The organism is Streptomyces sp. NPDC054834 (genome assembly GCF_053611185.1).
This window is the reverse complement of the sequence record NZ_JBSGZV010000052.1, coordinates 1-20478: the sequence shown is the minus strand read 5'-3', so window position 1 is coordinate 20478 and position 20478 is coordinate 1. Positions and strand designations below refer to the sequence as shown.

Here is a 20478-nt window from a genome sequence, read left to right as displayed (position 1 = left end):
GATCACTTGAGGAAGTCCGGTACGTCCAGCTCCTCCGCGGCGCTGTCCGAGTAGGTCCGCGGGGCCGGCGGAATCGGCGGAGTGACCGGGATCTCGGCCACCGGCTCCGGAGCGGCGGGCTCCGGCTCCTCCTTGGGCGTGACGCTGCCGAGCGAGCCGAAGGACGGGCGGCTCTCTGGCTGCCGCACCGGGGTCGGCTCGTCGCGCCGTGCCGAGGACGAGGAGGACGACGAGGACGACCCGAGAACGGTGTCCCGGCGGGCGGGCGGCTGGCCCCCGTCGAAGCCGGCCGCGATCACCGTGACCCGGACCTCGTCGCCGAGGGCGTCGTCGATCACCGCGCCGAAGATGATGTTGGCCTCGGGGTGGGCGGCCTCGCTGACCAGCTGGGCGGCCTCGTTGATCTCGAACAGGCCGAGGTCGGAGCCGCCGGAGATGGAGAGCAGGACACCCCGGGCGCCGTCGATGGAGGCCTCGAGGAGCGGCGAGGAGATCGCCATCTCGGCGGCGGCCACCGCGCGGTCGTCGCCGCGGGCCGAGCCGATGCCCATGAGTGCGGAACCGGCCTCGGACATGACCGACTTCACGTCGGCGAAGTCGAGGTTGATGAGACCGGGGGTGGTGATGAGGTCGGTGATGCCCTGGACACCGGACAGCAGCACCTGGTCCGCGGACTTGAACGCGTCCAGCACGCTGACCTGGCGGTCCGAGATGGACAGCAGCCGGTCGTTGGGGATGACGATGAGGGTGTCGACCTCTTCACGGAGTTCGGCGATGCCGTCCTCGGCCTGGTTGGCCCGGCGCCGTCCCTCGAAGGTGAACGGGCGGGTGACCACGCCGATGGTGAGGGCGCCCAGGGAGCGGGCGATGTTGGCCACGACGGGCGCGCCGCCGGTGCCGGTGCCGCCGCCTTCACCGGCCGTCACGAAGACCATGTCGGCCCCCTTGAGGACCTCCTCGATCTCCTCGCGGTGATCCTCGGCGGCCTTGCGGCCGACGGCCGGGTTGGCTCCGGCGCCGAGTCCGCGGGTGAGTTCGCGGCCGACGTCGAGCTTGACGTCGGCGTCGCTCATCAACAGCGCCTGTGCGTCGGTGTTGATGGCGATGAACTCGACGCCCTTGAGACCGACCTCGATCATCCGGTTGATGGCATTGACACCACCGCCGCCGACACCGATGACTTTGATGACTGCGAGGTAGTTCTGCGGTGCTGCCACGTCGAAGGCCTCTCGCCTCGAGTTACGTGTCGCCGCCTCGCGGCCTTGCCGCGATCCGACGACTGATGCCGAATGGGACGGTCCGAGTGCCGACCCGAACCCTAACGCTGAAGTTTAGGGTTACCAGTGTGCCTGTTCCTTGAAGTCTTCTGAACAGGACACTAAGTCGACAAGTGGCGCACGTTCAACGAACACGCCGAACCTCCCGTTTTTCTTTTCACCCTATGTGATCAGGCATAGCGGTGCCCAACCAGGGTGCTGGCCTGCGCGGATGTGCGTCAACTCCCTGATGACGCAGGCGCGGTGGGAACACTGACATCGAAGTGCCGTGTGCCTGGGGCGGCTTTCATGAGAGCGTTGAGGGTACGGGCCTTCGCGCGGCCGTTCTCGTCGCTGCCCCACTGCACCGTGCGCCCGCCGCTCAACTCCAGCGAGATGTCGTCGTAGGAACGGACCTTGACGACCCGCGTCTCGCGCGCGACGGTGGCCGGAACGTCACCCGCCACCCCCACAGCCGCCCGCACCAGACGGTCCTGGTCGAAGCGGCGCAGGCTCGCGGCGGCGGAAGCGGAGCGGGCCGGGGCCAATTCCAGGGTCGGAATGCCGTTCGGGGCCTGCGAAACCGTGGCGAAGCGGACACCGTCGTCGTCCACTTCGATGAAGTTTCCGCCCTTTTCCATGAGGAGCACCGGGACACGCTCGGTCACTTTCAGCCCGATTCCGTGAGGCCAGGAACGGACGACCTGAACCGAGTCGATTCGGGGCAGTTTCCGGCGCAGTCTCGCCTCGATGACATCCGTGTCGATGGAAATCAGCGGCTTGCCGACCGGCACATGGGCGGCCTGGCGGACCTGTGCGGGCGTCAGGACCACGGTCCCGGAGACCGAGACGCGCTCCACCCGCAGCCATTTGGAGCCGTACAGCAGCCAGACCACTCCGGAGACGAGGAGCACGAGGGCGGCGGCCAGGACGACGACTCCGCGGAGGCGGGGAAGGCGGAGTCTGCCCAACCGCCTTCCCGGCGACGGGCCGGACGACTCCTGCTGGCGATCACCGCGCTCGGCGGTCGTCGGTCCGGCCACACTCACTGCCCTCCGCGCATATCGTCCTATCGGCGTGAGGCGATCGCCTCGTACACCATGCCGACGAGCAGGTCGTCGGCGTCCCGGCGGCCGAACTCACCGGCGGCACGGGACATCTCGTACAGCCGGTGCGGGTCGGCGAGCACGGGCAGGACGTTCTGCTGCACCCACTCGGGCGTGAGTTCCGCGTCGTCGACCAGGAGGCCGCCGCCGGCCTTGACCACCGGCTGGGCGTTCAGCCGCTGCTCGCCGTTGCCGATGGGCAGCGGAACGTAGGCGGCCGGGAGCCCGACGGCGGAGAGTTCGGCGACGGTCATCGCGCCCGCGCGGCAGAGCATCATGTCGGCCGCGGCGTACGCGAGGTCCATCCGGTCCAGGTAACTTACCGGGATGTAGGGAGGCATTCCCGGCATCTGGTGCACCTGCGGCAGTTCGTTCTTCGGGCCGACCGCGTGCAGGATCTGGATCCCGGCCTGCTGGAGCCAGGGAGCGACCTGCTGGACCACCTCGTTGAGGCGGCGGGCGCCCTGCGAGCCGCCGGAGACGAGCAGCGTGGGCAGGTTCGGGTCGAGCCCGAAACGCGCGCGGGCCTCCGGGCGGACCGCGGCGCGGTCCAGGGTGGCGATGGAGCGGCGCAGCGGGATGCCGATGTAGCGGGCGTCGCGCAGCTTGCTGTCGGGCGTGGAGACGGCGACCCGGGCGGCGTACCGCGAGCCGATCTTGTTGGCCAGGCCGGGGCGGGCGTTCGCCTCGTGGATCACGATGGGCACGCCGAGGCGCTTGGCGGCCAGATAGCCGGGCAGGGCGACGTAACCGCCGAAGCCGACGACACAGTCCGCCTTGGTGCGCTCCAGGATCTGCTCGGCGGCCTTGATCGTGCCGCGCAGCCGGCCCGGGACGGTGATCAGCTCGGGGGTGGGCTTGCGGGGCAGCGGCACCGCCGGGATCAGCGCGAGTTCGTAGCCGCGCTCCGGAACGAGCCGGGTCTCGAGTCCCCGTTCCGTGCCCAGGGCCGTGATCCCCACGGTCGGGTCCTGCCTGCGCAGGGCGTCCGCGAGGGCGAGCGCGGGCTCGATGTGGCCGGCGGTCCCCCCACCGGCGAGTACGACATGCACCGAAATTCACCGCTCTCCGGACGAGCGCGCCGCCGAGGCGCGCCGTCTCATCGTGTTCCATCTCCGGGGCCCCCGATTAAACACAGAACCCCCAGCACCCCGTTTTCTACCAAAGCGAGGTTGCCGCATCGCAAGCGCCGCCCGCGCAGCGGGCTCGTCGCGCGCGAAGGCGATCAGCAGCCCGATGGCGAACATGGTCGGCAGCAGGGCGGACCCTCCGTAGGAGAACAGCGGGAGAGGGACCCCGGCGATCGGCAGCAGACCGAGCACCGCACCGATGTTGATCACCGCTTGGGCGGTGATCCAGGTGGTCACGCCTCCCGCGGCGTACCTCACGAAGGGATCCTCCGTGCGTCCGGCCACGCGGATACCCGCATAGCCTAGAGCCGCGAAGAGGGCGAGCACCGACAGTGTCCCCGCCAGGCCCAGTTCCTCACCGGTGACGGCGAAGATGAAGTCGGTGTGGGCTTCGGGGAGTTGGCCCCATTTTTCCACACTCGCGCCGAGCCCGGAACCGAAGAGCCCGCCGGAGGCCAGCGCGTAGATCCCGTGCACGGCCTGCCAGCAGTCGGCGACCCCGGAGCGGGGCTCGGTGGCGCCGATGCAGGCGAGGCGGGCCATGCGGTTGGGGCTGGTCTTGATCAGGACCACACCGATCAGGCCGGCGATCGACAGCACGCCGACGAACAGCCGGGTCGGCGCCCCCGCCAGCCACAGCAGCCCGAAGAGGATCGCGGTGAGGATGATCGCGGTACCCATGTCGCCGCCGAGCATGATCAGCCCGAGCAGCAGGAAGGCGACCGGTACGAGCGGCACCAGCATGTGCTTCCACTGGGTCAGCAGCTTCCTGTCGTGCTTGCGCGCGATCAGGTCCGCGCCCCACAGCACCAGCGCGAGCTTGCCGAACTCGCTGGGCTGGATCTGGAAGGAGCCGCCGAGCGAGATCCAGTTCTGGTTGCCGTTGACCGCCATCCCTATCCCCGGCACCTGCACCAGGACCATCAGGAAGACGGCTCCCGCGAGGATCGGATAGGCCAGCGCCCGGTGCAGCTTCACCGGCATCCGGGAGGCGACGAACATCAGCCCGCCGCCGATGGCCGCGGCCAGGAACTGCTTGCGGAAGAAGTACGACCCCGGCAGCGACAGCTGGAGCGCGGTGATCTGGGAGGCCGAGTAGACCATCACCAGCCCGAGCACGGTGATCAGCACGCTGCCGCCGAGGATCAGGTAGTAGGCGGTCAGCGGCCGGTCCCAGGCCTTCCGCGCGCGCGTGAAGAGCCGCCGTACGGGGTTGTCGCGCGGCGGCCGGGGGGACGGGGGCCGTCTGACGGCCCGCTGAACCGGAGGACGGCCTGTACGGCTACCGGACATCACCGGCACCTCCCGACCTTCAGCCACATCCGAGTCACGCGTCCCTCCTAGGGCCTGTTCTGGGCTCCCCGTCGTCCGCGCGGAGCGCGGGCGCAGCGGCGTTCGGTGCGTGCGATCGGCGTGCGGTGTCGCAGGTCATGTGGCGGAGCCACCTGTCCTGCGGCGCCGTGCGCCGAGCGTGCGTGCCGGGCGTCGGGGCGCAGACGGGGAACCCAGAACGGGCCCTAGGGCCCCGAAGCACCCGCTGGAGACGGGACCCGTCGTCAGGCGCCCGCGCCGAGTTCGCGAACCGCCTCCGCGAACGCGTCACCGCGCTGGTTGTAGTTGGTGAACATGTCCATGGAGGCACAGGCCGGCGCAAGCAACACCGTGTCGCCGGCGACCGCCAGCCGCTTGGCTTCCGTCACCGCCTGGAGCATCGCCCCAGTGTCGGTCCGGTCGAGGTCGACGACGGGTACTTCCGGCGCGTGTCGCGCGAGGGCCTCGCGGATCAGGGCGCGGTCGGCGCCGATGAGGACGGCGGCTCGAAGTCGCTTTACCGACTTGGCGACCAGCTCGTCGAAGGTGGCGCCCTTCGCCAGACCGCCCGCAATCCATACGATCGACTCATATGACGCCAAGGAGGCCTCTGCCGCATGGGTGTTGGTGGCCTTCGAGTCGTCGACGTAGGTCACGCCCTCCGACTCCGCCACCTTCGCGATGCGGTGGGCGTCCGGGGTGAACGCCCTCAGGCCGTCCCGTACGGCCTGCGGAGGCACGCCGAAGGCGCGCGCGAGGGCCGCCGCGGCAAGGGCGTTGGCGATGTTGTGCGGGGCGGGCGGGTTGACGTCGGAGACCTCGGCGAGCTCCTGGGCGTTCTTCTGCCGGTTCTCGACGAAGGCGCGGTCGACCAGGATGCCGTCCACCACGCCGAGTTGGGAGGGCGCGGGGGTGCCGAGGGTGAAGCCGATGGCCCGGCAGCCCTCCTCGACGTCCGCCTCGCGCACCAGTTCCTCGGTGAGCTTGTCGGCGACGTTGTAGACGCAGGCGACCCGATTGCCCTCGTAGATACGGCCCTTGTCGGCGGCGTAGGCCTCCATGGAGCCGTGCCAGTCGAGGTGGTCGGGGGCCAGGTTCAGCACCGCGGCGGAGTGCGCGCGCAGGGAGGGCGCCCAGTGCAGCTGGTAACTGGACAGCTCCACGGCGAGGACGTCGTACTCCTCGTCGCCGAGCACGGCGTCGAGCAGCGAGACGCCGATGTTGCCGACGGCCGCCGTGCGCAGGCCCGCCGCCTTGAGGATGGAGGCGAGCATCTGGACGGTGGTGGTCTTGCCGTTGGTGCCGGTGACGGCCAGCCACGGCGCGGCGTCGGGGCCGCGCAGCCGCCAGGCGAGTTCGACGTCTCCCCAGACGGGGACGCCGGCCCGCTCGGCGGCGGCGAACAGCGGCTTGCCGGGTTTCCAGCCGGGTGCGGTGACGATCAGGTCGGTGCCCTCGGGCAGGGTGTCGCCGTCACCGAGGCGCACGGTGACCCCGAGCGCCTCCAGCCCGGCCGCCTGGGCCCGTGCCCGCTCGTCGTCGCCGTCATTGACGACGGTGACCTTCGCGCCGAGTCCGTGCAGCACCTTGGCCGCCGGGACGCCGGAGACGCCGAGCCCGGCGACGGTGACGTGCTTGCCCTGCCAGTCGGTCACTTTTCCGCTGCCCATCCCGCATAGAAGAGGCCTAGTCCGACAATCACACAGATGCCCTGGATGATCCAGAACCGGACCACCACAAGGACCTCGGACCAGCCCTTGAGTTCGAAGTGGTGCTGGAGTGGCGCCATCCGGAAGACGCGCTTGCCGGTGAGCCGGAAGGAGCCGACCTGGATGACCACCGACATGGTGATGAGGACGAACAGACCGCCCATGAGGGCCACCAGCAGCTCCGTGCGGGAGAGGATGGCCAGGCCGGTGAGGACACCGCCGAGGGCGAGCGAACCGGTGTCGCCCATGAAGATCTTGGCCGGCGAGGTGTTCCACCACAGGAAGCCGATGCAGGAACCCATCAGCGCCGAGGCGATGACCGCGAGGTCCAGCGGGTCGCGCACCTCGAAGCAGGCGTTCGGGTTGGTCAGCGTCTGCGCGTTGGCGCAGGACTCCTGGAACTGCCAGACGCCGATGAACGTGTAGGCGCCGAAGACGAGGACGGAGGCGCCGGTGGCGAGACCGTCCAGGCCGTCCGTCAGGTTCACGCCGTTCGACATCGCGAGGATCATGAACAGCGCCCAGACCACGAACAGCACCGGGCCGATCGACCAGCCGAAGTCCGTGATGAACGACAACTTCGTGGACGCCGGAGTGTTGCCGCGTGCGTCGGAGAACATCAGCGACAGCACGGCGAAGGCGATGCCGACGATCAACTGGCCGGCCATCTTCGCCTTGGCCCGCAGACCCAGCGAACGCCGCTTGACGATCTTGATGTAGTCGTCGAGGAAGCCGACCAGGCCCATGCCCGCCATCAGGCCGAGGACCAGCAGCCCGGAGTAGGTCGGCGGCTTGCCGGTGATCACCTTGCTGAGGAAGTAGGCGGCGATCGTGGCCAGGATGAACGCGATACCGCCCATGGTCGGCGTACCGCGCTTGCTGGCGTGCTCACGCGGGCCGTCGTCACGGATGTACTGGCCATAGCCCTTGCGCGCGAGCAGCTTGATCAGCAGCGGGGTGCCGACCAGCGTCAGGAAGAGGCCAATGACTCCCGAGAACAGGATCTGGTTCATCATCGGGCGGCGACCTCACCCTCGGCACCGCTCTCGACGAGCGCCTGAGCGACGCTCTCCAGCCCCACCGAACGGGACGCCTTCACGAGCACGACGTCCCCCGGGCGCAACTCGCTGCGCAACAGGTCGACCGCCGCCTGTGCGTCGGACACGTGCACCGACTCCTCACCCCACGAACCCTCGTTATATGCGCCCAGTTGCAACCAGGAGGCTTCGATCCCCCCGACCGCGACGAGCTTGCTGACGTTGAGCCGGACGGCGAGCCGCCCGACCGCGTCGTGCTCGGCGAGCGCCTCGTCCCCGAGCTCGGCCATCTTGCCGAGCACCGCCCAGGTCCGCCGCCCCTGGCCCATGGCCGCGAGCGCACGAAGAGCGGCCCGCATGGACTCGGGGTTGGCGTTGTAGGCGTCGTTGACGATGGTCACGCCGTCCGGGCGCTCGGTGACCTCCATGCGCCAGCGGGAGAGGGAGCCCGCCTCGGAGAGCGCGGTGGCGATCTCTTCCGCGGACATGCCCAGCTCATGGGCGACGGCGGCCGCGGCGAGCGCGTTCGACACGTGATGCTCACCGTACAGGCGCATGGTCACATCGCTTGCACCGGAGGGTGTGTGAAGCCTGAATACGGGCTGTCCGCTGTCCGTGAGTCGCACGTTCTCGGCCCGTACGTCCGCTTCGGCCGACTCTCCGAAAAGGATCACCTTCGCCTGGGTACGGGAGGCCATGGCCCGGACCAACGGATCGTCGGCGTTGAGGATCGCGGCTCCGCCGTCCTGGGCGGCGGGCAGGGCCTCCACGAGCTCGCCCTTCGCCTGCGCGATCTGCTCACGGCCGCCGAACTCGCCGATGTGTGCGGTGCCGACGTTGAGTACGAGGCCGATCCTCGGCGGGGTCAGCTCGGCGAGGTAGCGGATGTGGCCGATGCCCCGGGCCCCCATCTCCAGCACCAGGAAACGCGTCTCCTCGGTGGCGGACAGGGCGGTCAGCGGCAGCCCGATCTCGTTGTTGAGCGAGCCGGGGGTGAACACGGTCGGCGCCTTGCGCCGGAGTACCTGGGCGATGAGGTCCTTGGTGCTGGTCTTGCCCGCGGAGCCGGTGAGGGCGACGAGGGTCGTGCCGAGGCGCCGTACGACGTGCCGGGCGAGGGCGCCGAGGGCGCTCTGCACGTCCTCGACGACGATCGCGGGCACCCCTACGGGGCGCGACGCCAGGACGGCGACCGAGCCCGCCGCCACGACCTGCGCGGCGAAGTCGTGGCCGTCGACGCGCTCGCCGACGAAGGCGACGAACAGGCTGCCCGGAACCGCCTCCCTGGAGTCCCGGACCACCGGCCCGGTGACTTGGACGGATGGATCCGGTATGTCGTTCGTCTGCCCGCCGACGACTGCTGCGATCTCGGCGAGGGAGAGGGCGATCACAAGTTCATCCCTGGGTCTTCTGGATAGCTTCGCGAAGCACCTGGCGGTCGTCGAAGGGACGGATCACGCCGGCGATGTCCTGGCCCTGCTCGTGGCCCTTGCCGGCGACCAGCACGGTGTCCCCGGCGTGCGCCCGGCCGACGGCTGCGGCGATCGCGGCGGCCCGCTCCTCGAAGAGCAGCACCTCGCCGCGCTCGTGCGCGGGCACGGCGGCCGCGCCCTGGAGCATGGTGGCCAGGATCGCGAGCGGGTCCTCGGAGCGGGGGTTGTCGGAGGTCAGTACGGCGGTGTCGGCGAACCGGGCGACGGCGGCGCCCATCGGGGCGCGCTTGGTGGTGTCGCGGTCGCCGCCGCAGCCGAGGACGACGTGCAGACGGCCCTTGGTGACCTTGCGCAGGGCCTTGAGCACGGACTCGACCGCGTCGGTCTTGTGGGCGTAGTCGACGACCGCCAGGTACGGCTGCCCGGCGTCCACCCGCTCCAGGCGGCCCGGCACGCCCGGTACGGCGGCGATGCCGTCGGCGGCGGCCTGCGGGTCGAGACCGGCGGCGGCGAGGGCGACGACGGCGGCGAGGGTGTTCGCCACGTTGAAGGGGCCCGGCAGCGGCGCCTTGGCGGTGATCCGCTCGCCGTTCGGGCCGAGCACGGTGAACACCGAGTCCATCGGGCCGACCTGGACGTCCTCGGCACGCCAGTCGGCGTCGGGGTGGCCCTCGGCGGAGAAGGTGACCACCGGGACGGTCGCCTCGCGGGCGAGCCGGCGGCCGTACTCGTCGTCGGTGTTGACCACGCCGAGTTTGCTGCGTTCCGGGGTGAAGAGCTGCGCCTTGGCCTGGAAGTAGTCCTCCATGCCGGAGTGGAACTCCATGTGCTCCGGGCTGAGGTTGGTGAAGACGGCGATGTCGAAGACGCAGCCGTCGACCCGGCCGAGGACCAGGGCGTGGCTGGAGACCTCCATGGCGACCGCCTCGACGCCCCGCTCGCGCATGACGGCGAACAGCGCCTGGAGGTCGGTGGCCTCGGGGGTGGTGCGCTCGGACTTGATGCGTTCGTCGCCGATGCGCATCTCGACCGTGCCGATCAGCCCGGTGGACTTCACCGTCTTCAGACCGCCCTCGACGAGGTAGGCCGTGGTGGTCTTCCCGGAGGTACCGGTGATGCCGATCTGGAGCAGGTCCCGGCCAGGCCGGCCGTAGATCGTGGCCGCCAGTTCGCCCATGCACGCCCGCGGGTCGTCCACGACCAGGACCGGCAGTCCGGTCGCGGCGGCGCGTTCGGCGCCGGTCGGGTCGGTCAGGACCGCGACCGCCCCCAGGCCGGCGGCCTGGGTGACGAAGTCGGCGCCGTGCACGCGCTCGCCGGGGCGGGCGGCGTACAGGTCGCCGGGGCGGACGGCGCGCGAGTCGTGGGTGATGCCCGTGACCCGCGCGGCGCTCTCCGGTCGTTCGACACCCAGCTGATCGGCGAGCTCCGCGAGGGGTGTGGCGGAGACCTGAACCGGCCGCGGCGGCCCCGGATATGTCACGGAAGCGCCCTTCTGGGTGGTTTGGGACTGATCAGCGTGTGGCACGGCGGTGAGCGTACCGGGCGTACCCGCTCCGGAGCGAAAAGGGAGCCCGCGCGAAGCGCGGTCCGGCAAGGGTGGTGGTGGGAGACGGGTGAGCGAGGGCCGGGGGGCACCGGGGCTCCCGGGATCGGGAGTGATCGTTGTCACGGGAATCGTTCCTGGTCAGGGCTTGAATTCGACGGGCAGGTTCGCGGGCTTGGCACCGGTCGGCGGGACCTGGAGGGTCTTGAGCGCGAACTCCATCACCTGCTTGTAGATCGGGCCGCAGATCTGGCCACCGAAGTAGCTGCCCTTCGTGGCGTTCTGGATCGCGCAGTAGACGGTGATGCGCGGGTTGTCCGCGGGTGCGAATCCGGCGAACGACGAGGTGTAGCCGCGGTACCTTCCAGTGGCCGGATCCACGCGGTTTGCCGTGCCGGTCTTGCCGGCCACCCGGTACCCCGGGATACGGGCCTTGATGCCGGTGCCCTGCTCGTCGTCCACCACCGACTCCAGCATCCGGGCGAGGGCCGTGGCGGTCTTCTCGCTGATCACCCGGGTCTTCTTGGGCTTCGGCGCGGGGGTGAAGCGGCCGTCGGCGCCCTCCTCGCCGCGTACCAGGGTCGGCTGGACGCGGAGGCCGCCGTTGGCGATGGTCGAGTAGACGGAGGCGGCCTGCATGGCGCTGAGGGAGAAACCCTGGCCGAAAGGAATCGTGTACTGCTGCGACGTCGACCACTTGTCGGCCGGGGCCAGGATGCCCTTGGTCTCGCCGGGGAAGCCGAGTCCGGTGGCGCTGCCGATGCCGAACTTGCGCAGATACGAGTAGAGGACCTTGTTGGCCTGCGGCTGGGTCTTGCCGAGCTGGCCGGTGGCCAGGATGGTGCCGATGTTGCTGGACTTGGCCAGCACGCCGTTGAGCGTGAGGTACCAGGTCGCGTGGTCGATGTCGTCCTGGAAGAGCCGGTCTCCGCGGTGCAGCCGGTTGGGCACGACGACGTGTGTCAGCGGGGTGGCGGCGTTCTGCTCCAGGACGGCCGCCATCGACATGATCTTGGCGGTGGAGCCGGGCTCGTAGACGTCCTGGACGGCCGCGTTGCCCATCGCCGCGCCGTCGGCCTTCGCCAGGTCGTTGGGGTCGAAGCCGGGCGCGTTGGCCATGGCCAGGATCTCGCCGGTGCGGGTGTCCTGGACGATCACGTAGCCGCGGTCCGCCCCGGACTTCTTCACCTGCTCGGTGATGGCGTTCTGGGCGGCCCACTGGATGTCGCGGTCGATGGTGAGCTCGACGTCGGCGCCGGGCACGGCGGGGGTCTCGGTGGAGCCCGCGGTGGGGACCTGGCGGCCGCCGGACTGGGCGTAGCGGACCTTGCCGTCCTTGCCGGTGAGCTGCTTGTTCAGCTGCTGCTCGACGCCTCCGCCGCCCTTGCCGTCGGCGTTGACCCAGCCCAGTATCCCGGCGGCCAGGTCGCGGTTGGGGTACACGCGCTTGCTGCTGGGGTCGGAGAAGACGCCGGCGAGGACGTTGACGGTGGAGTGGTCCTTGGCCGCCTTCTCGGTGAGCGCGGACCTGATGTCCTTGATCTGGTTCCAGACCTCCGGGGTCTGGCGGCTCGCCAGCTTCACATAGCGCAGGCTCTTGTTCGCGGGCCGCAGCTTGCGCAGCAGGGCGGCCTGGTCCTGGCCGAGGATCGGGGCGAGCAGGGCGGCCGCCTGTTCGGGGCCGTCGTCGATCTTCAGCTGCTTGCGGTTGAACATCGTGGGGTCGGCCGTGATGTCGTAGGCGTCCTCGCTGATCGCCAGGGCCACACCGTTGCGGTCGGTGATCCCGCCGCGCTCGGCGGCCAGCGTGTGGACGACGTAGCGGTTCTGCTCGGCCTTGGCGGTGTACGCGCTCGCGTCGACGGCCTGGACCTGGAGCAGGCGTACGACGAAGGCGACCAGCACCAGCGTGAGCGCGAGGCTCACCATGCGCAGGCGCGGGCGCGGGCTGCCGAGCCGGATGCTGCGCGCCGCCGCCGGCCGCGGCCGGCCGGGCCGGGACGGACGGCGGGCCGGACGGGCACCGGGCCCCGGACGCCCGGCCCCGCCCCCGCCACCGGCCTTGCGGGGACTGGGCGGCTTTGCGGGACCGGGCACGCGGCGGCGCGGGGGTTCCCTGTCGGACACTTCCGTCACCTGCCGGGGGTCGTGGTCGTGGCGGGCTGGAGGGCGGGTGGCACCGAGGTGGTGGGCTGGGGGGTGGCCTGGGCCTGGGTCGAGGGCGGGGCCGGGGTCGTCGCGGGGGTCCGGGAGCCGGAAGCGGGCGGGGCGCTGCCGGGTGCCGACAGCGGGACGGCGGGGCCGGCGGACTCGTCCGCGGCGGCCGGGCTGGGGACGCCCCTGACGGTGCCGTCGGGGTCGAGGAAGGCAGGGTCTCCGCCGGGCACCATGCCGAGTTCGCGGGCCCGGCGCTGGAGGGCGTCGGGGGCGGAGTAGGCGTCGATGTCCCGCTGGAGGGCCTGTTGCTGGTCGGTGAGGTTCTTGGTCTGCTTCTGAAGGTCGTCGAGCTTGAACGACCCCTCGCTGAGCGCCGAGTTCAGCACGAGCAGACCGATGAGACCGCCGCCGAGGAGCAGGACGACGAGGAGCACGAACGGGGTGCGCGCCGCCTGTCCCGGGCCGGCCGGGAAGAGCCGCGCGAGCCGGGCCGCCCGCCCCCTCAGTTCGGGTTTCCTACTCACTTGCCCTCCGGTGAGTTCGGGGAGCCGAACGGCCCGGCTCGCTCACTCGACGTCCTCCCTGATGCGCTCGGCCCCGCGCAGCCGTGCCGGAGCGGCGCGGCGGTTCTCGGCGACCTCTTCCTCGGTGGGAAGTTCGGCACCGCGAGTGAGCAGCTTGAGCCGGGGCTGGTAACGCTCGGGGACGACCGGCAGTCCGGGCGGCGCGGTGGTGGCGGCGCCGGCCGCGAACACCTGCTTGACCAGGCGGTCCTCGAGCGAGTGGTACGACAGGACGCCGATCCGGCCGCCCACCGCGAGGGCCTTCACCGCGGCCGGGACCGCCCTTTCCAGGACGGCGAGTTCGCCGTTGACCTCGATACGCAGGGCCTGGAAGGTGCGCTTGGCCGGGTTGCCCCCGGTGCGCTTGGCGGCCTGCGGCAGCGCGTCCCGGATCAGCTCGACGAGCCGCGCGCTGTTGCTGAACGGCTCCCTCTCGCGCTCCCGGACGATGGCGGAGACGATCCGCTTGGCCTGCTTCTCCTCGCCGTACGCGCGCAGGATCCGCACGAGCTCGCCGGCCGGATAGGTGTTGAGGACCTCGGCGGCGCTCATGCCGGTCGACTGGTCCATACGCATGTCCAGGGGGGCGTCCTGGGCGTAGGCGAAGCCGCGGTCGGCCTCGTCGAGCTGCATGGAGGAGACACCGAGGTCGAACAGCACGCCCTCCACGCGCGGGAGGCCGAGCCGGTCGAGCACGGCGGGCAGCTCGTCGTACACGGCGTGGACCAGCGTCGCCCGGTCCCCGTACGGCGCCAGCCGCTCACCGGACAGGCGCAGGGCCTCCTTGTCGCGGTCGAGGGCGACGAGCCGGGCCTCGGGGAACCTGGTCAGCAGCGCCTCGCTGTGGCCACCGAGCCCGAGGGTGCAGTCGACGACCACCGCTCCCGGCCGCTCCAGGGCGGGCGCCAGCAGGTCCAGGCACCGCTGGAGCATCACAGGGACGTGTCGGCTCTGGCTCAAGGGGGCCTCTCATGTGCGGCGCGGGTTGTACGCACCGCCGGGTCCCCGCCCGCTCGTGAAGGGGAGGCCTGCCGGCGCCGGAGGCGTCAGCCGGCCGGGAGCGGGAGGAGGCCGGGCCGTGCGTACGCGCCGCGCGGGTAAATCGATGCTGCTCAGTCCAGCAGGGAGAGCGTCGCCTCCCGCTCCGCGTCACTTTAGTCCACCGTGTCTCGCGGTCAATCAACCGGCCTGCGCGTCGCGTACCGCATCCCGGGCGGAGGCACAATCCGAAGGGAATCACCCGTCCGGCACGGTTTCGCCCTCCGTGTGGGTTAGCTCACAACAAGCCACGATGACGTTCTTTGTCCCCTCTCACAGCAGGCCGGGATCGCGGGTGACCAGTAACGTCATGACTATGACGACTTCCGCAGCAGCACTCACTGGATCCGAAGGCGCCATAACGGAAGGCGGCAGGGTCACCGACCGCCTCGTCGAGGCCAACAAGCGGTACGCCTCGGCGTTCACCGACCCCGGTATGGACGCCCGCCCGGTCCTGCACGTCGCCGTGGTGGCCTGCATGGACGCCCGGCTCGACCTGCACGCCGCGCTCGGCCTCGAGCTCGGTGACTGTCACACCATCCGCAACGCGGGCGGCGTGGTCACCGACGACGTGATCCGGTCCCTCACCATCAGCCAGCGCAAGCTGGGCACGCGCAGTATCGTCCTCATCCACCACACCGGCTGCGGCATGGAGTCCCTCACCGAGGAGTTCCGCAGCGAGCTGGAGGTGGAGGTCGGCCAGCGCCCGGCGTGGGCGGTGGAGTCCTTCCGGGACGCCGACCAGGACGTACGGCAGTCGATGCAGCGGGTGCGCACCTCACCGTTCCTGCTGCACACCGAGGATGTGCGCGGCTTCGTCTTCGACGTCAAGACCGGCCTGCTGCGCGAGGTCGACGCGGCCTGACCGGACCGCCCGCCCCGGAATCACCCCGCGCCCGACATCGAAAGTCCGGTCGAAAAGGTTGTAAGACCGACATAGTGCGGGCAGTTGTCCACAGTCGGATGACACGAAACGGTAACGGCAGCAAGAATGCGGGGTGTGACGTCACGCGGAACCTTTCCCGCGTGGTGTCCGTGTTTCGGGGTGGGCCGGTCGCGCAACACAGTGCGTCGGCCCGAGTAAGAACGGGCCGAGGAGGGCCGGGTGACGACCTATGACGATCGAGCGAGCCTTACAGATCTGACTGCCACTGTGGAGCGGGTCCGCAGTTCGGTGGAAGGAGTGATCGAGGGCAAGCCCGAGGTCGTACGGCTTTCGCTGACCGTACTGCTCGCCGAGGGGCATCTTCTGATCGAGGACGTTCCCGGGGTGGGCAAGACGATGCTCGCCAAGGCGCTGGCGCGGTCCATCGACTGTTCGGTGCGGCGCATCCAGTTCACGCCCGACCTGCTGCCCTCCGACATCACCGGCGTGTCCATCTGGGACCAGCAGCGCCGGGACTTCGAGTTCAAGCCGGGTGCCATCTTCGCGCAGATCGTGATCGGCGACGAGATCAACCGCGCCTCGCCCAAGACCCAGTCCGCGCTGCTGGAGTCGATGGAGGAGCGCCAGGTCACGATGGACGGGCAGACCTACGAACTGCCCAGCCCCTTCATGGTGGTGGCCACGCAGAACCCGGTCGAGATGGAGGGCACCTACCCGCTGCCCGAAGCCCAGCGCGACCGCTTCATGGCCCGGGTCTCCGTCGGCTACCCCAGCGTCGAGGCCGAGTTGCAGATGCTGGACGTGCACGGCGGGGTCTCGCCGCTGGAGGACCTCCAGCCGGTCGCGCACGCGCACGAGATCCTCAAGCTGATAGAGGCCGTGCGCGGCGTCCACGTCGCCGAACCGGTCCGGCGGTACGCGGTCGACCTGGTCGCCGCCACCCGCACCCACCCCGACCTCAGACTCGGGGCCTCCCCGCGCGCGACGCTGCACCTGCTGCGCGCGGCGAAGGCGTCCGCCGCCCTGGGCGGGCGGGAGTACGCGCTCCCGGACGACGTGCAGGCCCTCGCCGTGGCCGTGCTGGCCCACCGGCTGCTGCCCACCGCGCAGGCCCAGCTCAACCGGCGCACCTCGGAACAGGTCGTGCGGGAGATCCTTCACCACACGCCGGTACCCGCGGCGGCGCCGCAGCAGGGCGGCCTCGGCCTCGGCCGGGGTGTGCCGGACTACCCCTCGCAGCCCCCGCGGAGGCTGTGATGACCGCCGGGGGGACGGGGCCGGCGGAGGCCGACCGCGGGGAGCGGGGCGGCATCCGTACGGCCCTGGCCGGGCTGACCACCCGCGGCCGGTCCTTCCTGGCCGCCGGTGTCGCCGCCGTGATCTGCGCGTTCGTCCTGGGCCAGAGCGACCTGCTCCGGGTCGGGGTGCTGCTGGCCGTCCTCCCGCTGCTCTGCGCGGCCGTGCTCTACCGCACGCGCTACCGGGTGGCCGGCAGCCGCCGGCTCTCCCCCTCGCGGGTGCCCGCCGCGAGCGAGGCCCGGGTGCACCTGCGGGTGGACAACGTCTCACGGCTGCCCACCGGCCTGCTGATGCTCCAGGACCGGGTGCCCTACGTCCTCGGGCCGCGGCCCCGCTTCGTCCTGGACCGGGTGGAGCCCGGCGGCCGGCGTGAGGTGTCCTACCGGGTCCGGTCGGACCTGCGTGGCCGCTATCCGCTGGGCCCGCTGCAACTGCGCCTGACGGACCCCTTCGGACTGTGCGAACTCACCCGCTCCTTCTCCTCGTACGACACCCTGACGGTGATCCCGCGCGTGGAGCCGCTGTCGCCGGTGCGGCTGAGCGGCGAGGCCAAGGGGTACGGCGACGGACGGCAGCGCTCGGTGGCGCTGGCGGGCGAGGACGACGTGATCCCGCGCGGATACCGCCACGGCGACGACCTGCGCCGGGTGCACTGGCGCTCCACCGCGCGCTACGGCGAGCTGATGGTGCGCCGTGAGGAGCAGCCGCAACGCTCCCGCTGCACGGTCCTCCTGGACACCCGGGGCATCGCCTACGCGGGCGCCGGCCCGGACTCGGCCTTCGAGTGGGCGGTGTCCGGCGCGGCGTCCGTGCTGGTGCACATGCTCGAACGAGGCTTCTCGGTACGGCTGCTGACGGACACCGGCAGCTCGGTGCCCGGCGAGGGGGCCGGCGGGTTCGCCGGCGCCAGCCAGGAGACGGCGGACTCGGCCGGGATGATGATGGACACGCTCGCGGTGATCGACCACTCGGACGGCGCGGGCCTGTCCCGCGCGTACGACGTGCTGCGCGGCGGCAACGAAGGGCTGCTGGTGGCGTTCCTGGGCGACCTCGACGAGGAACAGGCCGCGGTGGTCGCCAAGATGCGCCGGCGCAGCGGCGGCGCGATCGCCTTCCTGCTGGACGGCGCGTGGCTGCGTGAGGCGGCCGATGACCCCGGCCCGGCGGATCCGCACAGTGAGGGGCTGCGGATGCTGCGCGAGGCGGGCTGGACCGCCGTGAGCGTCCCGCGCGGCGCCTCCCTGAACGACCTGTGGCGCCAGGCGGACCACGACCGCCGGGACATGGCCGCGGTGAGCGGCGGGGAGGCACTGTGAGGACCGGCTGGGAGGAACTGTCATGAGCGGGCGGGCTCGGCTGGCCCTGTTCGCCGCGGCGGCCACGCTGATGGTGTCGTCTGCGCTGCTGCCCCTGGTGGACCGGCCGACGTGGCTGCTCCAGGCGGCCTTGCTGGTGGCGGTGCAGACGGGCGTGGGCGCGGCGACCCGGCGGGTGCCGCTGGCCCGGCCGCTGACCGTGGCGGCGCAGGCCCTGGTGACTGTGCTGATGCTGACGCTGCTCTTCGCCCACCAGCAGGCGGTCGCCGGGCTGATACCCGGCCCCGAGGCCTTCCGGCATCTGGCCGATCTGCTCCAGGAGGGGTCGGACGACGTCAGCCGGTACGCGATACCGGCGCCGCTGACCGACGGGATCCGGCTGATGCTCGTCGGCGGCGTCCTGGTCATCGGCCTGCTGGTGGACACCCTCGCGGTGACCTTCCGCAGCGCGGCCCCGGCCGGTCTGCCGCTGCTCGCCCTGTACTCCGTCGCCGCGGGCCTGTCCGACGGCGCCTCCGACGGGCTGTGGTTCCTGATCGCGGCCGCGGGCTATCTGCTGCTGCTGCTCGCCGAGGGCCGCGACCGGCTCTCGCAGTGGGGCAGGTTCTTCGGCGGCACGGCACGCCCGCCCGGCGAGACACGGGACGGGGCGGTGGCACCGGTCCGTACGGGGCACCGCATCGGCGTGGTCGCGCTGGGCGTGGCCCTGCTGGTGCCGTGGACGCTGCCCGCGATGAGCGGCGGCCTGCTGGACACGGCCGGGACGGGCATCGGGGCGGGCAACGGCTCCGGCGGCACGATCTCCGCGGTGAACCCGCTGGTGTCGCTGCGCGACAGCCTGAACGTGGACCAGGACCGCCAGGTGCTGTCCGTGAAGACGAGCACGAACGACATCTCGGACCTGTACCTGCGGATCGTCTCCCTGGACGACTTCGACGGCACCACCTGGAAGCCGTCCCAGCGGCACATCGTCGGTGTGCCGGACCAGTTCCCCACCCCGATCGGCCTGGGCCCCGAGATCAAGCGCAGCAGCGTCCGGACCACGGTCACGGCGGCGGACTGGTACGCCCAGGACTGGCTGCCGATGCCGTACCCGCCGAGCAGCGTGCGGATCGGCGGCAACTGGCGGTACGAGCCGGTCGGCATGACGCTGGTCGGCGACCACGGCCAGACCACGCGCGGCGCGACGTACACGGTGACCAGTGTGGACGTGCAGCCGACGGCCGAGCAGCTGACGGCGGCCAAGCAACCGCCGGCGGCCCTGGTGCGGGAGTACACCAAGGTGCCGTCCTCGCTGCCCAGGGTGGTGGCGAAGACCGCCGAGGAGGTCACCGCGGGCGCGACGAGCCACTACGAGGAGGCGGTCAAGCTCCAGGACTACTTCGCCGTGACCGGCGGCTTCCAGTACGACACCCAGGTGGAGGTCGGACGGGGCCCGAACGCCATAGCGAACTTCCTGAAGCGGAAGCAGGGCTTCTGCGTGCATTTCTCCTTCGCGATGGCGGCGATGGCCCGCACGCTGGGCATCCCGGCCCGGGTGGCGGTGGGCTTCGCGCCCGGGTCCCCGCAGGCGGACGGCTCGGTGTCGGTCGGCCTGAAGGACGCGCACGCCTGGCCGGAGCTGTACTTCGAGGGCGTGGGCTGGACCCGCTTCGAGCCGACCCCGACCCGGGGCACGGCACCGTCGTACACCCTGTCGGACACGCCCGGCAGCAGCCTTCCGGACCAGGTGCGGCCCTCGCAGACGGCGAGTGCGGCGCCCGCCGTGCCGGTCTCCCCGAGCGAGAGCTGCACGGTCCAGGAGCGCAAGCTCCAGGGGTGCGGCAGCCCGTCCGCGCAGGCCGCGCTGCACGAGCAACCGCATCCCCGGCAGTGGTGGGTGTACGCGCTGTGGGTGCTCGGCGGACTCGCCGTCGCGCTGGTCCCGTTCACGCCGATGCTCTGGCGGGCCCGCCTGCGCGCGGTACGGCTGGGCGCGCACGCCCGTACCGAGGAGGGCGCGGCGGCACACGCGCTGGCGGCCTGGCGTGAACTGACCGACACCGCATGGGACTTCGGCATCCTGCCGGACGAGTCGCAGACCCCGCGCAGAGCGGCCGCCCGGATCGTCCGGCTCGGGCATCTCGACCCGGTGGCCGGGGCGGCGGCGCACCGGCTGGCGGACGCGGTGGAGCAGGTCCTCTACGCGCCCCGGCCGCGCCCCGCGGCGGGGCTGGCGGAGGACGTGCGCCGGGTGACCGCCGCGCTGGAGTGCACGGTGAGCCTCCGTACGCGGCTGCGGGCGTTGTTCCTGCCGCGTTCGATCGTGCAGGTGCTGTGGGCGGCGTCGGCGTCGTGGACGTCCGTCACGGCGCGCGCGACAGCGGCCCGCCCGACGCTGCGCAGGGCGCCGGGCCAGCAGGGCTGAGCCCCTGAGGCAGGAAACCTGCCAGGGGCTTCACGGCATGCATGAGGGGGCGACCACCAGAAGGTGGCCGCCCCCTCACACGTACCCAGCTGAACCGCCGGACGCCAGTGGCCCGGCTCGACCGTACAGGTGCTGTGGGCGGCATCGGCGTCGTGGACGTCCGTCACGGCGCGCGCGACAGCGGCCCGCCGGACGCTGCGCAGGGCGCCGGGCGAGCAGAGCTCAGTCCGGTACCCGCCAAGGGCTTCACGGCATGCGTGAGGGGCGGCCACCGGGAGGTGGCT

General features: G+C 71.3%; 15 protein-coding genes. 4 read left to right on the top strand and 11 right to left on the bottom strand.

Annotation, left to right across the window (positions count from 1 at the left end; all coding sequences use genetic code 11):
• Nucleotides 1-2 precede the first annotated feature (2 nt).
• The 11 genes from ftsZ to rsmH form a co-directional block, all read right to left on the bottom strand.
• Nucleotides 3-1217 carry a cell division protein FtsZ gene (ftsZ, locus tag ACWGJM_RS41340; RefSeq protein WP_453416903.1) on the bottom strand — a complete coding sequence of 405 codons (1215 nt, stop codon included), beginning with the start codon at nucleotides 1215-1217 and terminating at the stop codon, nucleotides 3-5.
• 278 nt (nucleotides 1218-1495) lie between these two features.
• Nucleotides 1496-2299, bottom strand: coding sequence for a cell division protein FtsQ/DivIB (locus ACWGJM_RS41335; protein ID WP_453416902.1), 804 nt, complete (start codon nucleotides 2297-2299; stop codon nucleotides 1496-1498).
• Between the two features lie 26 nt (nucleotides 2300-2325).
• Nucleotides 2326-3414: an undecaprenyldiphospho-muramoylpentapeptide beta-N-acetylglucosaminyltransferase gene (gene murG, locus ACWGJM_RS41330; RefSeq protein WP_390735026.1), complete on the bottom strand. Its 1089-nt coding sequence runs from the start codon at nucleotides 3412-3414 to the stop codon at nucleotides 2326-2328.
• A 6-nt stretch (nucleotides 3415-3420) separates the two neighbouring features.
• The gene (gene ftsW, locus ACWGJM_RS41325; protein WP_390735027.1) at nucleotides 3421-4785 is read right to left on the bottom strand and encodes a putative lipid II flippase FtsW; all 1365 of its coding nucleotides are present in this window, start codon (nucleotides 4783-4785) and stop codon (nucleotides 3421-3423) included.
• Nucleotides 4786-5048: 263 nt separating this feature from the next.
• Nucleotides 5049-6473: a UDP-N-acetylmuramoyl-L-alanine--D-glutamate ligase gene (gene murD, locus ACWGJM_RS41320; protein ID WP_453416901.1), complete on the bottom strand. Its 1425-nt coding sequence runs from the start codon at nucleotides 6471-6473 to the stop codon at nucleotides 5049-5051.
• A complete protein-coding gene (gene mraY, locus ACWGJM_RS41315) occupies nucleotides 6455-7528 on the bottom strand; it encodes a phospho-N-acetylmuramoyl-pentapeptide-transferase (protein WP_453416900.1) in 1074 nt (357 codons plus the stop codon). The genes murD and mraY overlap by 19 nt, the downstream gene beginning before the upstream one ends.
• The gene (locus tag ACWGJM_RS41310; RefSeq protein ID WP_453416899.1) at nucleotides 7525-8940 is read right to left on the bottom strand and encodes a UDP-N-acetylmuramoyl-tripeptide--D-alanyl-D-alanine ligase; all 1416 of its coding nucleotides are present in this window, start codon (nucleotides 8938-8940) and stop codon (nucleotides 7525-7527) included. The genes mraY and ACWGJM_RS41310 overlap by 4 nt, the downstream gene beginning before the upstream one ends.
• A gap of 4 nt (nucleotides 8941-8944) precedes the next feature.
• Nucleotides 8945-10465 (bottom strand): UDP-N-acetylmuramoyl-L-alanyl-D-glutamate--2,6-diaminopimelate ligase, encoded by a 1521-nt coding sequence (locus ACWGJM_RS41305; RefSeq protein WP_453416898.1) that lies wholly within the window; start codon nucleotides 10463-10465, stop codon nucleotides 8945-8947.
• 204 nt (nucleotides 10466-10669) lie between these two features.
• Complete coding sequence (locus tag ACWGJM_RS41300) at nucleotides 10670-12655, bottom strand: peptidoglycan D,D-transpeptidase FtsI family protein (RefSeq protein WP_453416897.1); 1986 nt, start codon at nucleotides 12653-12655, stop codon at nucleotides 10670-10672.
• A 5-nt stretch (nucleotides 12656-12660) separates the two neighbouring features.
• Entirely contained in the window at nucleotides 12661-13209 is a 549-nt protein-coding gene (locus ACWGJM_RS41295; protein ID WP_453416896.1) for a septum formation initiator family protein, read from the bottom strand.
• A gap of 42 nt (nucleotides 13210-13251) precedes the next feature.
• Complete coding sequence (gene rsmH, locus ACWGJM_RS41290; protein WP_453416895.1) at nucleotides 13252-14208, bottom strand: 16S rRNA (cytosine(1402)-N(4))-methyltransferase RsmH; 957 nt, start codon at nucleotides 14206-14208, stop codon at nucleotides 13252-13254.
• A 331-nt stretch (nucleotides 14209-14539) separates the two neighbouring features.
• On the opposite strand from rsmH, the gene ACWGJM_RS41285 reads away from it, so the two are divergent.
• The 4 genes from ACWGJM_RS41285 (at nucleotide 14540) to ACWGJM_RS41270 (ending at nucleotide 20194) form a co-directional block, all read left to right on the top strand.
• Nucleotides 14540-15151 (top strand): beta-class carbonic anhydrase, encoded by a 612-nt coding sequence (locus ACWGJM_RS41285; protein WP_453416894.1) that lies wholly within the window; start codon nucleotides 14540-14542, stop codon nucleotides 15149-15151.
• Between the two features lie 240 nt (nucleotides 15152-15391).
• Nucleotides 15392-16429, top strand: a complete 1038-nt coding sequence (locus tag ACWGJM_RS41280) for an AAA family ATPase (protein ID WP_453416893.1) — start codon at nucleotides 15392-15394, stop codon at nucleotides 16427-16429.
• A complete protein-coding gene (locus tag ACWGJM_RS41275) occupies nucleotides 16429-17787 on the top strand; it encodes a DUF58 domain-containing protein (protein ID WP_453416892.1) in 1359 nt (452 codons plus the stop codon). The genes ACWGJM_RS41280 and ACWGJM_RS41275 overlap by 1 nt, the downstream gene beginning before the upstream one ends.
• A 22-nt stretch (nucleotides 17788-17809) precedes the next feature.
• Nucleotides 17810-20194 carry a transglutaminase TgpA family protein gene (locus tag ACWGJM_RS41270; RefSeq protein ID WP_453416891.1) on the top strand — a complete coding sequence of 795 codons (2385 nt, stop codon included), beginning with the start codon at nucleotides 17810-17812 and terminating at the stop codon, nucleotides 20192-20194.
• The last annotated feature ends 284 nt before the right edge of the window (nucleotides 20195-20478 follow it).

Excerpts from the sequence above, each read along its gene's own strand:
- ftsW (WP_390735027.1), bottom strand. The coding sequence starts at position 4,785 with ATGTCCGGTAGCCGTACAGGCCGTCCTCCGGTTCAGCGGGCCGTCAGA.
- murD (WP_453416901.1), bottom strand. The coding sequence starts at position 6,473 with ATGGGCAGCGGAAAAGTGACCGACTGGCAGGGCAAGCACGTCACCGTC.
- mraY (WP_453416900.1), bottom strand. The coding sequence starts at position 7,528 with ATGATGAACCAGATCCTGTTCTCGGGAGTCATTGGCCTCTTCCTGACG.
- ACWGJM_RS41285 (WP_453416894.1), top strand. The coding sequence starts at position 14,540 with ATGACGTTCTTTGTCCCCTCTCACAGCAGGCCGGGATCGCGGGTGACC.
- ACWGJM_RS41275 (WP_453416892.1), top strand. The coding sequence starts at position 16,429 with ATGACCGCCGGGGGGACGGGGCCGGCGGAGGCCGACCGCGGGGAGCGG.
- ACWGJM_RS41270 (WP_453416891.1), top strand. The coding sequence starts at position 17,810 with ATGAGCGGGCGGGCTCGGCTGGCCCTGTTCGCCGCGGCGGCCACGCTG.